We start from the raw sequence: 12,074 nt of genomic DNA, 5'->3' as shown, positions 1-12,074 counted from the left end.
CATGTCCTCGTCAGCCATCGTCTTCGACCCGGTGGCGGGCCTCGGTACGCGCGAGGTCACCCTGCGCCCCGCCGGTCCAGGTGAGGTCGAGATCGAGGTCCGTGCCGCCGGTGTGTGCCATTCGGACCTGCACATCGTGTCCGGCGACTGGGCCACCGACCGCCCGCTCGTCCTCGGGCACGAGGCGGCGGGTGTGGTCACCGGGGTCGGCGCCGGTGTCACCTCCGTGCGGCCCGGCGACCACGTGGTGCTGTCCTGGTTCGCGCCGTGCCGCCGCTGCCGCAAGTGTGTGGCCGGTCAGGGCTGGCTGTGCACAGGCACCAAGGCCGTCGCCAACACCCTCCCCGACGGCACGACCCCGTTCACCGACGCCGACGGCGAGGCGGTCTGGCCCTACCTGGGCCTCGGCGCCTTCACCGGCCGGCTTGTCGTCCCGGAGACGGCCGCGGTGCAGGTGCCCGACGAACTGCCCTTCGCTGTCGGGGCGTTGCTCGGCTGCTCCATCACGACCGGGATCGGCGCGGTCGTGAACACCGCCGGAGTACGGCCCGGCGAGTCCGCGGTCGTCATCGGCACCGGCGGAGTCGGTCTCTCCGTGGTGATGGGCCTGGCGCTGGTCGGCGCCGATCCCATCATCGCCGTCGACCTCTCGCCCGAACGCCTCGAAGCGGCACGGAGGTTCGGCGCCACCCACACTCTCGACGGGGCGCGCGACGACGTGGCCGCCTGGTGTCAGGACGAGCTCGGCGGTGTGGACTACGCCTTCGAGGCGATCGGCAGCCCGAAGGTCGTGGAGACGCTCCCCGCCATGCTCACCTCCGGCGGCGCGGCTGTCCTCGTCGGTATGGCGGCCACCGGCGCCACCGGCTCGTTCGACCTCTTCGACCTCGCCGACCAGGGCAAACGCATCCTCGGGTGCAACTATGGTTCCAGCGTCGGCGAGCTCGACATCCCGAAGCTGGCCCGCCTGTACCTCGCCGGGCGCCTGCCGCTGGACGACCTGGTCGGGAAGGTCCGCCCGCTGAAGGAGGCACCGCTCGCCTTCGACGACCTCCGGTCGAACACCGGAGTGCGGACGATCCTCGAACCATGACGGTGAGTCCCGGCCCGTATCCCGCGGGCCGGCCGCAGCCCGGTACCCCGCCCGACCCTCACCACGCAGCACCTGGAGATCGCATGTACGCCGTCACCGACCCGGCCACCGCAGAGGTCGTCGAGACCTACCCGACCGCCACCGACTCCCAGGTCGCGGAGGCTGTGGACACCGCCCACACCGCTGCCGCGTGGGGCCGCTCCAGTTCGGTCGGTGAGCGGGCGGCTCTGCTGCGAAGGCTCGGTGACCTGCACGCCGAGCACCAGGACGAACTGGCCGCGAGCATCGTCCGTGAGATGGGCAAGCCCCTCGCCGAGGCGGCGGGCGAGGTCGGCTTCTGCACGGAGATCTACCACTACTACGCGGACCACGCCGAGGAGTTCCTCGCCGACGAACCACTCGACGTGACCTCCGGGCCGGGCAGTGCCGTCGTCCGACGCAGCCCGGTGGGTGTCCTGCTCGGCATCATGCCGTGGAACTTCCCCGCCTATCAGGTCGCCCGCTTCGCCGCCCCGAACCTGGCGATCGGCAACACCGTGGTCCTCAAGCACGCCCCGCAGTGCCCCGCCACCGCCGCCCTGCTGGAGAGGCTGTTCGCCGAGGCGGGCTTCCCGGCCGGGGCCTACGTCAACGTCTACGCGACCAACGAGCAGATCGCCGACGTGATCGCCGACCCGCGCGTCCAGGGTGTCTCGCTCACGGGTTCGGAGCGGGCGGGCTCGGCCGTCGCCGAGATCGCCGGCCGCCACCTGAAGAAGGTCGTCCTCGAACTCGGCGGCTCCGACCCGTTCGTCGTCCTGTCCACCGACGACCTCGACGCGGTCGTCGACTCCGCCGTGGCCGCCCGGCTCGACAACACCGGCCAGGCCTGCAACGCGGCCAAGCGCTTCGTGGTCGTCGAGGGGCTGTACGAGCAGTTCGTCGAGAAGTTCAGCGCCCGGCTCCTCGCGGGGGAGACGGGCGCGCCCCTGTCGTCCGTGGCCGCCGCCGAGAACCTCGCCCGTCAGGTCGACGCGGCCGTCGCGGAGGGCGCGACCCTGCACAGCACCGGCCGGCGCGACGGGGCCCACTTCCCGGCCGGTGTCCTCACCGGACTCACCACCGCAGACACCGCCGCCCGGCAGGAACTGTTCGGCCCGGTCGCCATGGTCTTCGCCGCCACCGACGAGGACGACGCCGTCCGTATCGCCAACGACACGCCGTACGGCCTCGGCTCCTACGTCTTCACCATCGACCCGGCCCAGGCGGAGCGGGTCGCCGACCGGATCGAGGCCGGCATGGTCTTCGTCAACGGGGTCGGCGCAGAGGGTGCCGAACTGCCCTTCGGCGGCATCAAGCGCTCGGGCTTCGGACGCGAGCTGGGCCGTCCCGGCATCGAGGAGTTCGTCAACAAGAAGCTGATCCGCACGGTGGCGTAATGAATCGTGAGCCGTGAGTCGTGCACCGCGAGCCGTGCACCGGCAGTGGTGAACCGTGGCAGGAGGGTGGCGGTGTCCGGCGAAGAAGGGCCGCCCTCCTGTCACGCGCCGATCATGTTGTAGCCGCCGTCGGCGATCAGGAAGCCGCCGGTGATGTGGTGCGCGTCCTCCGTGGCCAGGAACAGCGCGGCTCCCGCCAGCTCCTCCGGCCCCGGAATGCGTCCCATCGGAGTCGCCTTGCGCAGCTGCTCCCCGCGCCCGTTCTTCCAGTCCTCCCGGCCCAGCGTCGCGGTCGTCTCGATGAACCCGGGCGCGAAGACGTTGACCCGGACGGCAGGGGCGAAGGCGTGCGCGTACGACTTCGTCAGGCCGATGATCCCGTACTTCGCGGCGGCGTACTGAGGTGCCCGTGCGCTGCCCCGCGCCACCACCGTCGATCCGATGTTGACGATCGAGCCGCCCCCCTCCTGCTCCAGCATCCGCGCGCCGAACTCGTGCGTGCACAGCAGGGTGCCCTTGATGTCGACCGCGAGGACATGGTCGACGGACTCCTCGGTGAGGTCCCGCCAGGACATCTGCTCACGGGCCACGTCGCCGACGTTGTTGACCGCCACGTCGAGCCGGCCGAACGCCTCCCACACCTCGTCCGCCATGCGCCGGATCTGCTCGTGCTCGGCTATGTCCGCCTGGACGATCACGGCCTTGCGGCCCAGTGCGGTCACCCGCTCGGCGGTGGCCGCCGCGCCCGCACGCGAGCTGCGGTAGTGGATCGCGACATCGGCGCCCTCCTGGGCGGCCCGGACGGCGATCTCGGCACCGAATCCGGTACCGGCGCCGGTGACGAGCACGGTCTTGTCGGTGAAGCGCTGGGAGTTGGTCATGACGGCTCCTTGGGTGTCGGACGAATGGGGTGTCGCACGGATGGGGTGTCGCGGGCGGGTGGACCTGTGCGTCAGACGAGGGTCCGGCCGCCGTCCGCGTACAGCACCTGTCCGGTGATGAAAGCGGCCTCGGCGGAGGAGAGGAACAGGGTGGGACCGACCAGATCCCCGGGCCGTCCGAGCCGTCCGGCGGGCACCAGCGCCTCCATCGAGGCACGCATGCCCGGCTTGTCGAGGTAGGCGCGGGTGAGGTCGGTCTCGGTGTAGCCGGGGGCGACCGCGTTGACGGTGACGCCGTGGGGCGCCCATTCCCGGGCCATGACCCGCATGAGCTGATTGATGCCGCCCTTGGTCGCCGCGTACGGCGCGTGGTCGCGGTGGGCGAGCAGTCCGGACACGGAGGAGAGGTAGACGATGCGGCCGTAGCCGCCGGGCACCATGACGTTGCCCACGGCCCGGCCCAGCCAGAAGCCGCTGCTGAGGTTGATGGCGACGATGCGCTCCCAGACCTCGTCGGGCGTCTTCAGGACGGGACGGCGGTCGTTGGTGCCGACGGCGTGCACGAACACGTCCAGGCCGCCCAGGAATCCGACGGCGTCCGTGACCGCGTCATGGCAGGCGTCCGCGGAGGTGAGGTCCACACTCAGACCGCGCACGGTGCCGCCGGCGCCGCGTGAAGCGTCCGTACCGCTGGTACCGCCCGTGCGCGTGACCTCGGCCAGTTGTCCGGCGTCCCGGTCCAGGACGATCACATCCGCGCCCGCGTCCGCCAGGGCCTCGATCACAGCCGAGCCGATCCCGCCCGCACCGGCCACGAGCGCGCGTGTTCCGGTGAAGTTCCACGTCGTCTTCATGCTCCGGACCGTAATCGACCTTCATTCAATGTGTCCACACTTGACGCCACTGTTGACGTGAATACCGGAATCATGGAGGGTGAGTGTCGACAGTTACGAGGAGGTCAGATGAAACTGGTGACGTTCGACGACGGGCTCGTGGGCCGCCTGGACGGCGACACGGTGATCGAGCTCGACGTTCCGTCGACCCGGGTGTTCTTCGAGCGCGACGGTCAGGTCGCCGAGACCGGGCGGACGCGTCCACTCGCCGACGTCCGGCTGCGCGCGCCGATCGTGCCCAGGAAGTTCTTCCACACGGCCGGCAACTTCCGCGAGCACCACGAGGACCTGGTACGGGTCGACTGGTCGCACCCGGTCAACAAGGGCATCGTGTTCTTCCAGAACGTGGACGCGATCATCGGCCACGACGAGCCGATCGTGTACCCGGCCAATCTGACCCGGGAGATGGACTACGAGCTCGAACTCGCTGTGGTCATCGGCAAACCCGGCAAGTTCTTCACCGCCGAGCAGGCCGTCGAGCACATCGGCGGCTACCTGGTCTTCAACGACATCACCGCGCGCGACATCCAGCGCAAGGAGATGGAGTCAGGTGTCTTCTCCTTCTCCAAGGCCATCGACACCTTCTGCCCGATCGGCCCCTACATCGTGACCGCGGACGAGATCGACGACCCGCACGACCTCGACATGGAGCTGCGCGTCAACGGAGACGTACGGCAGAAGTCGAACACCTCCCGTATGTCGGTGTCGATTCCCCAACTGGTCGCCTACCACTCCCCGCAGACCTACAGCGCGGGCGACATCATCACCACCGGCACCATCGCCGGAGTCGCGGCGAGCACCGAGGACCCCTTCGCCAACTACCTGAAGCCCGGCGACGTCGTCGAGGCGGAGATCGAGCGCCTGGGCGTGCTGCGCAACCGTGTCGTCTCCTGGCAGGACGCACACGGCACACCCGAGCCGCCCGCAGAGCAGTGGGTGGTGTGAGGGCATGCGCATCGTCAATCTCGCGGGCCGTCTGGCCCTGTCGCTCAGCGACGGCCGCGGCGGTGACCGCGCCGTGGACGTGTCCGCCGGCGGCTTCGACACCGACCCGAGGGCCGTCTTCGACCAGTGGGACGCCCTGCTGCACTGGTCCGCCGGTGTCGACCCGGCGACGGCCGTCCCGTACGAGGAGTCCGACCTGCGCGCACCCGTCCCCGAGCCGCGCCAGATCTTCGCCGTCGCCCTCAACTACCGCCCGCACACGTCGGAAGCGGGCTACGAGGAGCCGGCCGAGCCGCTGGTCTTCACCAAGTTCCCCAGTTGCCTCACCGGCCCCTACGGCACCATCGACCTGCCGCCCGGCCATGTCGACTGGGAACTGGAGATGGTCGCGGTCATCGGCCGTGACGCCTACCGGGTGCCGGAGGAGGACGGCTGGGACCCGGTCGTCGCGCTCACCGTGGGACAGGACCTGTCCGAGCGGATCGTCCAACTCGCGGGCCGCCCGGCCCAGTTCTCCCTCGGCAAGTCCTTCCCCGGCTTCGGCCCGGTGGGACCCGCTCTGGTCGGTGTCGACGAACCGGCCGACCGCGACGACCTGGAACTGACCTGTGAACTGAACGGGGAGACCGTCCAGCACGACCGCACCTCGAACATGATCTTCCCGGTGCCACGGCTGGTCGCCCACCTCAGCGCGATCTGCCCGCTGCGCCCCGGCGACCTGATCTTCACCGGGACGCCCGCGGGAGTCGGCAACCGGCGTACGCCCCAGCGTTTCATAGGGTCCGATGACACCCTCGTCAGCAGGATCGGAGACCTGGGCGAGATGCGGCACACCTTCAGGAGCGCACGATGAGCGACAGGACCAGCGACAGGACCAGCGGCAGGACTGTCTTCACCGGAGTGCGGGTCTTCGACGGGACGGGGCGCGACCCCTTCCCCGCCGAGGTCCTTGTCGAGGGCGAGCGCATCACCGCCGTAGCCTCCCGGATCCCGGCCACGGGCCTGGCGGGCGCCCGGATCGTGGACGGCGGAGGCGGCACCCTGATCCCCGGCCTGGTCGACTCCCACACCCACCTGGGCTTCGGGTCCACCGTCGAGCACCGCTCCCGCCGCCGCGACGAGCCCGTCGAGGAGAAGGCCCTGCTGGTGGCCCACGCGGGCCGCGTCCTGCTGGACCAGGGCTTCACCAGCGCGTACTCCGGCGGCAACCGCCTGCCGCGTACCGAGACGGCCGCCCGCAAGGCGTTCGACGAGGGGTGGATGCCGGGACCACGCTTCAAGGCGGCCTCATGGGAAGGCACCGCTGGGATGGTCGAACCCGGGGTGTACGACTTCCCGGGCATCGACGGCCGGGCGTCCGACCCCGAGTCGGTGAGCCGTTTCGTCGGGGAGATGGCGGACCTGGACGTCGACATCGTCAAGCTGTCGCTGTCGGGCGAGAGCGCGGTGGTGCAGGGCACCTCACGGATCGTGCAGTTCACCGAGGAGGAGGTCGCGGCGGCAGCGGCAGTGGCCCGTGAGCGCGGCGTCTGGCTGACCGCCCACGCCCACGCGGCCGAGTCGATCAAAATGGCCGTACGCCACGGCATCCGTGCCGTCTACCACTGCACCTTCGCCGACGAGGAAGCCCTCGACCTGCTGGAGGCCGCGCGCGACCGGCTCTTCGTGGCACCGACCCCCGGCATCATCCACGCCAACCTGCACGAGGCCGACAGCGAGCCCGAGCCCGGCATGGAGGTGGAGGCCACCCAGAAGGCGGTCCGGGAGGTCGTCCCCGAACTCGTCCGGCGCGGGATCCGCGTCGTCCCGGGCGGCGACTACGGCTTCGCCTGGAACCCGGTCGGCCGCAACGCCCGCGACCTGCAGCTCTTCGTCGACTGGTTCGGCTTCACCCCGGCCGAGGCACTGCGCGCCGCCACCGGGTACGGCGGCCAGGTGATGGGCATGGGGGACGAACTGGGCCTGATCCGGGAGGGGTTCCTCGCCGATCTCGTCCTGGTCGACGGCGATCCGCTGGACGACATCAGCATCCTCCAGGACCGCGACCGACTCGTAGCGATCATGAAGAACGGCTCGCTGTACAAGGCGCCGGCGTGAACGGCGCCGGCGCACCCGGGGCACGCACCGGCGCCGGGCGGCTGGTGGGGGAGTGGGACGGCCCGGTCGCCGTGTTCCGCGGCATCCCCTTCGCCGAACCTCCCGTCGGCGATCTGCGCTGGCGGCCACCGCGGCCCGCCGCCGCCTGGGACGGCGAGCGCAGGGCCGTCGAGTTCGGTCCGGCGCCCCCGCAGCCACAGCCGCCGAGCGACTCGGTCATGTACCGCACCAACTTCGCCGACCGGCGCACGCTGGTGATGAGCGAGGACTGCCTCTACCTCAATGTGTGGACACCCGATCCCGCACCGGGCACGGGCCTGCCCGTCATGGTGTGGATCCACGGCGGCGGCAACCGCTACGGACACGGCTCCCAGGACATCCACGACGGCCGCGCCCTGGCCGCCCGTGGCCTGGTGGTCGTCACCCTCAACCACCGCCTCGGTGCCCTGGGTTTCCTCGCCCACCCGGGCCTGGCCGCCGAGGACGAGCTCGACGCCTCCGGCAACTACGGACTCCTCGACATCGCCGCCGCCCTCACCTGGGTCCACACCCACATCGCGGCCTTCGGCGGCGACCCCGACCGGGTCACCCTCGCGGGCAACTCCGCGGGCGCGGCCCATATCTGCCACCTGATGGCCGCACCGGCCGCCCGTCCCCACTTCCGGGCGGCCCTCGGCCAGAGCGCCTCCGGCGTGGGCCGGGCGGAGGGTCCGCTGCCCGGTCAGGACGAGGCACAGAAACGGGGACTGGCCTACGCGGACGAGTTCGGTGGCCGGGACATCGACGCACTGCGCCACGTCTGCGGAGTCGAACTCATCGTGCGCGGCCACTTCGGGCCCGTCGTCGACGGCAGAATCCTCACCGAACCGACCGACGACGTCTTCGCCACGGGCCGCCAGCACCGGGTCCCGCTGCTGGTGGGCACCAACCGCGACGAGGGCACGGTCTACGCCGCCGCGGACCGGGACTCCGACGCCGTGGCCGTGGGCGACGCCCGGTTCGTTCGCCCCGTGTGGCAGTGGGCGGGATCCCACGCCGCCACGGGTACGCCGACCTGGATGTACCGGTTCGACCGGCGGCCCCCGCTGCCACCCGGCCTGACCGGCGCGCCCGACAGGACCGGCCCTCCTGACCCGGGCGTCTACCACACCGCCGAACTCCCGTACGTGTCCGACAACCTGGGCCGGCGGCCCGACTGGCCCTGGCAGGAGACGGACCGGCGACTTGCCGCGCTGATGGCCGACACCTGGGCGCGCTTCGTCGCCACGAGTGATCCGGGTTGTCCGGGTGATGGGGGCAGCTCGGACCTGCCGCCCTGGCCCCGGTTCACCGGACCCGACACCTCACCCGCCATGTTCTTCGGCGACACCGTGCGCCAGGACGTCCTGAGCCGGCCCGCCGCACCCGTGTGAGCGGGCAGACCTGGAGTCAACAGAAGGGAACGGCCCGTGGCTCGACTCCCGGGTACCGACGGAGCCGGTGACATCGCGGAGCGCATCCGCGAGCGGCGCGGCGGCACGCTGCGCCCCCTCGACCGGATGCTGCTCCACAGTCCGCAGGTGGCGGACGGCTGGAACAGCCTGCTGGGCGCCGTCCGGCAGCGTATGACCCTGCCCGCCGACATCCGCGAACTCATCGTCCTGCGCATCGCCGTGCTCAACCGGGCCCCCTACGAATGGGCGGCCCACGAAGGCGACGCACGCGCCGCCGGACTCGACGACCGGCACCTCGACGCGCTCCGCGCCGAGGACGCCGCCACCCATCCCGACCTCGACGAACGCAGGCGCCGGGTCGTCGCCTACACCGACGCCATGACCCGCGACGTCCACGTCCCCGCCGACGTCTTCGACGCCCTGCGCCCGCACTTCGGCCCGGCCGAACTGGTCGAACTGACCGTCACGGCAGCCGCGTACAGCATGGTCTCCCGTCTTCTGGTCGCGCTGGAGGTGGAGCTGCCGACAGGCACCGGCGGATGACTGCCGCCGGCCCCATCCCCACAACCCCTACCCACGTCTTTCTCAGGAGGACAACGTGACCGCTCCCCGCTCCGGGCCCACGGCAGAGCCCGGTACCGGTCGGCTGCACGGCAAGGTCGCCCTCGTCACCGGCGCCGGTGCCGGTATCGGCCAGGGATGCGCGCTGCTCTTCGCCGAGCAGGGCGCCACCGTGGTCGGCTGCGACGTGGACCCGGCCGCCGCCGAGCGCACCCGCAAGCTGGCCGCCGACCGCGGTCTCACCGTCGAGGTGCTCGCCCCGCTGGACATGACCGACCCGGCCGACGCCCGGCGGTTCGCCGACGAGGCGTTCGCACGGCACGGCCGCGTGGACGCCCTGGTCACCGCCGGTGCCATCGCCCCGCACATGGCCACCGCGGCCGAGATGGACTTCGACACGCAGTGGACGCCGACCATGCGGGGCGAGGTCGATGTGGTCTTCCTGCCGGTGCAGGCCGCCTGGCCGCACCTGGAGGCGTCCGGGGGCGGTTCGATCGTCAACTTCGCCTCGGTCAACGCCTTCCGCGGCAGCGGCACGTTCGGGATGGTCGCCCACTGCGCGGGCAAGGCCGCCGTGCTCGGGCTGACCCGTCAACTCGCTGTGGAGGGAGGGCCCCTGGGCATCCGGGCCAACACCATCTCGCCGGGCATGGTCCGCACCCCCGCCACCGAGTCGGCGGGCGCACACGAGGGCGCGGCGCAGAAGGCGCTGCTGGCCCGCATCCCGCTGGGCCGGGTGGGCAGGCCCGAGGACATCGCCTGGTGCGCCGTCTATCTGCTGTCCGACGAGTCGACCTGGGTGACGGGTGGGAACTTCCCCGTGGACGGCGGAGTGCTGGCCAAGTGAGGTCCGGGGAGGGTCAGTCGGCCGAGCGGCGTTTGCGGGCGGCCTTGCCGCTGCCCGGGGTGTCCTGCTCGATCTGCTCCTCCACGGCCCGCAGCGCCCGCACGGTCGCACCGGCGATCAGCGCCGAGGCGAGCTCCCCGTCCCGTTCCTCGCATGCCTGGATGAGCCGTTCCTGGTCGTCCACGCTGTAGGCCAGACGGCCGGGACGGGTCAGGCTCAGGTGTCGCAGCATCAGTGTCCGCAGGGCGAGCGAGTCGAGGATCTGCTTGAGGGTGGTGTTGCCCACGATCTCGGTCATCCGCTCCTGGAGCAGCACATGACTCCAGAAGTACGTGTCCACGTCGGCGGCGTCGGCGAGTTCGCGCATCGCCTCCACCCGGGTGCGCAACTCGGCCAACTCGGTGTCGGTGGCCCGCAGGACCAGCAGGCCCGCGAGCATCGACAGCAACTGGCGGCGTACTTGGTAGATGTCCTTGATGTCCGTGAGAGAGGGGGCGGCGACCCGGGGGCGGCGCCGCGCCTTCATCTCGACCAGGCCCTCCTGTTCGAGAAGCATCAGGGCCTCGCGCACCGGGGTGCGGCTGGTGTCGAACCGGCGGGACAGCTCGACGCTGTTGAGGTCCTGGCCCGGCTGCAGCCGGCCCTCGATGATGCCGGCGCCGACCCACTCGGCGATCTGCGCCACCAGCGGTTCCCGTCGGTCCCGTAGCCGCAGCAGTCGCTCCAGCACCAGGTGCGTGTCCTGATCCGACATGCGCCGTGTCCCCCTGTTTCGGGTCCGGAGATCTCAAAGATGGCTCAACGGTGTCGACACTACCGCATTCGGAGATCAAATCCGGCGGTGATCCGGTACCCCCTGTCGACACCTGCGAGGAAACGCAAGTACACGTATGGGAGAAAAAGAGTGGAAGACGACAACAGGGCTCCCTCGCCCACTTCGGCCCTCAGCAGACGGGCAGTGGTCGGCGGCGCCGCCCTCGCCGCGCTGACGACGTCCGGCGCGATCGCGGGAACCGCCCGTGCCACCACCGGTACGGGCCTTCCCTGGCGGCCGGTGCCGGTGCCCGCCCAGCGGCCCGTCACCGAGTACCAGGTGCCTGTGGCCGGCGGCGGCAGTCTGTGGTGCTGGGACACCGGCGGCACCGGTGAGCCGGTCGTGCTGCTGCACCCCGGCTCGGGCAGTGGGGAGAGCTGGCCGTATCAGCAGCCCGTTCTGGCCGCCGCCGGTCACCGCGTCATCGGCTACTCGCGGCGGGGCGCGTACCGTTCCGTCGCCGGCACCAGGGCGGAGGCCGGCACCGCGTCCGCGGATCTCGACGTGCTCGCCGACCATCTCGGGCTCGACCGCTTCCATCTCTCCGGCTCGGCCGCCGGGGGCCCGCCGGCGATCGACTACGCCCTCTCGCACGAGGACCGGCTGCTCAGCCTCACCGTCTCCGGCAGCATCATGGGCGTACAGGACGCCGAGTATCTGGAGCTGACCGAGGCGCTCCAGCCGGACGCGTTCGGGGACCTGCCCGTGGCCCTCAAGGAACTCGGACCCTCCTATCGGGGCGGTGACCTGGAGGGAGTGGCGGCCTGGCTGGCCATCAACGCCCGCGCCCGGACCGCCGACGCCTTCGCGCAGTCCCTCGCGCACACCATCACCTGGGCGGCACTGGAGACGCTGACGCTCCCGGTCCAGCTGATCACCGGGGACGGCGACCTGTACAGCCCGCCGTCCGTCATGCGCATGCACGCCCAGCACCTCCGCAAGGCGCGGACACATGTGGTCGACGAGGCCGGCCACAACCCGCACTGGGAACAGCCCGCCGCCTGGAACCGGCTCCTGGTCACGTTCCTGAGGGAACACGGTCGCGGCAAGCACGGCCGACACTGACAGGAGACGGCAGCAGCGGCACAACGG

The 12,074-nt window shown here is 71.2% G+C and carries 12 protein-coding genes; 9 read left to right on the top strand and 3 right to left on the bottom strand.

Annotated elements, in window-relative coordinates:
• The first annotated feature begins 1 nt into the window (after window position 1).
• Both ACIOKD_RS13220 and ACIOKD_RS13215 read left to right on the top strand, forming a co-directional pair.
• A complete protein-coding gene (locus ACIOKD_RS13220) occupies window positions 2–1,093 on the top strand; it encodes an alcohol dehydrogenase catalytic domain-containing protein (RefSeq protein WP_402082261.1) in 1,092 nt (363 codons plus the stop codon).
• A gap of 83 nt (window positions 1,094–1,176) precedes the next feature.
• Entirely contained in the window at window positions 1,177–2,511 is a 1,335-nt protein-coding gene (locus ACIOKD_RS13215) for an NAD-dependent succinate-semialdehyde dehydrogenase (RefSeq protein WP_402082258.1), read from the top strand.
• Between the two features lie 101 nt (window positions 2,512–2,612).
• Here ACIOKD_RS13215 and ACIOKD_RS13210 read toward each other — a convergent pair whose 3' ends face one another.
• Together ACIOKD_RS13210 and ACIOKD_RS13205 are read right to left on the bottom strand one after the other, a co-directional pair.
• A complete protein-coding gene (locus ACIOKD_RS13210) occupies window positions 2,613–3,392 on the bottom strand; it encodes an SDR family NAD(P)-dependent oxidoreductase (protein ID WP_402082255.1) in 780 nt (259 codons plus the stop codon).
• A 71-nt stretch (window positions 3,393–3,463) separates the two neighbouring features.
• Window positions 3,464–4,246, bottom strand: coding sequence for an SDR family NAD(P)-dependent oxidoreductase (locus ACIOKD_RS13205; protein WP_402082252.1), 783 nt, complete (start codon window positions 4,244–4,246; stop codon window positions 3,464–3,466).
• A gap of 108 nt (window positions 4,247–4,354) precedes the next feature.
• Between ACIOKD_RS13205 and ACIOKD_RS13200 the strand changes: the two genes are divergently transcribed.
• Genes ACIOKD_RS13200 through ACIOKD_RS13175 form a run of 6 tightly spaced genes read left to right on the top strand, consistent with a single transcriptional unit; the run spans window position 4,355 to window position 10,168 of the window.
• Window positions 4,355–5,230 carry a fumarylacetoacetate hydrolase family protein gene (locus ACIOKD_RS13200; protein WP_402082249.1) on the top strand — a complete coding sequence of 292 codons (876 nt, stop codon included), beginning with the start codon at window positions 4,355–4,357 and terminating at the stop codon, window positions 5,228–5,230.
• A gap of 4 nt (window positions 5,231–5,234) precedes the next feature.
• Window positions 5,235–6,083, top strand: a complete 849-nt coding sequence (locus ACIOKD_RS13195; RefSeq protein ID WP_402082247.1) for a fumarylacetoacetate hydrolase family protein — start codon at window positions 5,235–5,237, stop codon at window positions 6,081–6,083.
• Window positions 6,080–7,327 carry an amidohydrolase family protein gene (locus tag ACIOKD_RS13190; protein WP_402082244.1) on the top strand — a complete coding sequence of 416 codons (1,248 nt, stop codon included), beginning with the start codon at window positions 6,080–6,082 and terminating at the stop codon, window positions 7,325–7,327. Before ACIOKD_RS13195 ends, ACIOKD_RS13190 begins: the two co-directional genes overlap by 4 nt.
• Window positions 7,324–8,739 carry a carboxylesterase/lipase family protein gene (locus ACIOKD_RS13185; protein ID WP_402082241.1) on the top strand — a complete coding sequence of 472 codons (1,416 nt, stop codon included), beginning with the start codon at window positions 7,324–7,326 and terminating at the stop codon, window positions 8,737–8,739. The genes ACIOKD_RS13190 and ACIOKD_RS13185 overlap by 4 nt, the downstream gene beginning before the upstream one ends.
• Before the next feature lie 36 nt (window positions 8,740–8,775).
• Window positions 8,776–9,303, top strand: a complete 528-nt coding sequence (locus ACIOKD_RS13180) for a carboxymuconolactone decarboxylase family protein (protein WP_402082239.1) — start codon at window positions 8,776–8,778, stop codon at window positions 9,301–9,303.
• Between the two features lie 55 nt (window positions 9,304–9,358).
• Entirely contained in the window at window positions 9,359–10,168 is an 810-nt protein-coding gene (locus ACIOKD_RS13175; RefSeq protein ID WP_402082236.1) for an SDR family NAD(P)-dependent oxidoreductase, read from the top strand.
• 13 nt (window positions 10,169–10,181) lie between these two features.
• Here ACIOKD_RS13175 and ACIOKD_RS13170 read toward each other — a convergent pair whose 3' ends face one another.
• Entirely contained in the window at window positions 10,182–10,922 is a 741-nt protein-coding gene (locus ACIOKD_RS13170) for a GntR family transcriptional regulator (RefSeq protein WP_402082234.1), read from the bottom strand.
• 150 nt (window positions 10,923–11,072) lie between these two features.
• Here ACIOKD_RS13170 and ACIOKD_RS13165 point away from each other — a divergent pair, with 150 nt between their 5' ends.
• Complete coding sequence (locus tag ACIOKD_RS13165; RefSeq protein ID WP_402082232.1) at window positions 11,073–12,047, top strand: alpha/beta fold hydrolase; 975 nt, start codon at window positions 11,073–11,075, stop codon at window positions 12,045–12,047.
• The last annotated feature ends 27 nt before the right edge of the window (window positions 12,048–12,074 follow it).

This window comes from Streptomyces sp. NPDC087844 (assembly GCF_044742785.1).
GTDB lineage: Bacteria > Actinomycetota > Actinomycetes > Streptomycetales > Streptomycetaceae > Streptomyces.
Note: the sequence above shows the minus strand (reverse complement) of the source record. Positions and strands in the feature narration are given on the sequence as shown.

What these genes read in the sequence shown, in the direction of transcription:
- ACIOKD_RS13220 (WP_402082261.1), top strand. Translation starts at nt 2, where the DNA reads ATGTCCTCGTCAGCCATCGTCTTCGACCCGGTGGCGGGCCTCGGTACG.
- ACIOKD_RS13215 (WP_402082258.1), top strand. Translation starts at nt 1,177, where the DNA reads ATGTACGCCGTCACCGACCCGGCCACCGCAGAGGTCGTCGAGACCTAC.
- ACIOKD_RS13210 (WP_402082255.1), bottom strand. Translation starts at nt 3,392, where the DNA reads ATGACCAACTCCCAGCGCTTCACCGACAAGACCGTGCTCGTCACCGGC.
- ACIOKD_RS13205 (WP_402082252.1), bottom strand. Translation starts at nt 4,246, where the DNA reads ATGAAGACGACGTGGAACTTCACCGGAACACGCGCGCTCGTGGCCGGT.
- ACIOKD_RS13200 (WP_402082249.1), top strand. Translation starts at nt 4,355, where the DNA reads ATGAAACTGGTGACGTTCGACGACGGGCTCGTGGGCCGCCTGGACGGC.
- ACIOKD_RS13195 (WP_402082247.1), top strand. Translation starts at nt 5,235, where the DNA reads ATGCGCATCGTCAATCTCGCGGGCCGTCTGGCCCTGTCGCTCAGCGAC.
- ACIOKD_RS13190 (WP_402082244.1), top strand. Translation starts at nt 6,080, where the DNA reads ATGAGCGACAGGACCAGCGACAGGACCAGCGGCAGGACTGTCTTCACC.
- ACIOKD_RS13170 (WP_402082234.1), bottom strand. Translation starts at nt 10,922, where the DNA reads ATGTCGGATCAGGACACGCACCTGGTGCTGGAGCGACTGCTGCGGCTA.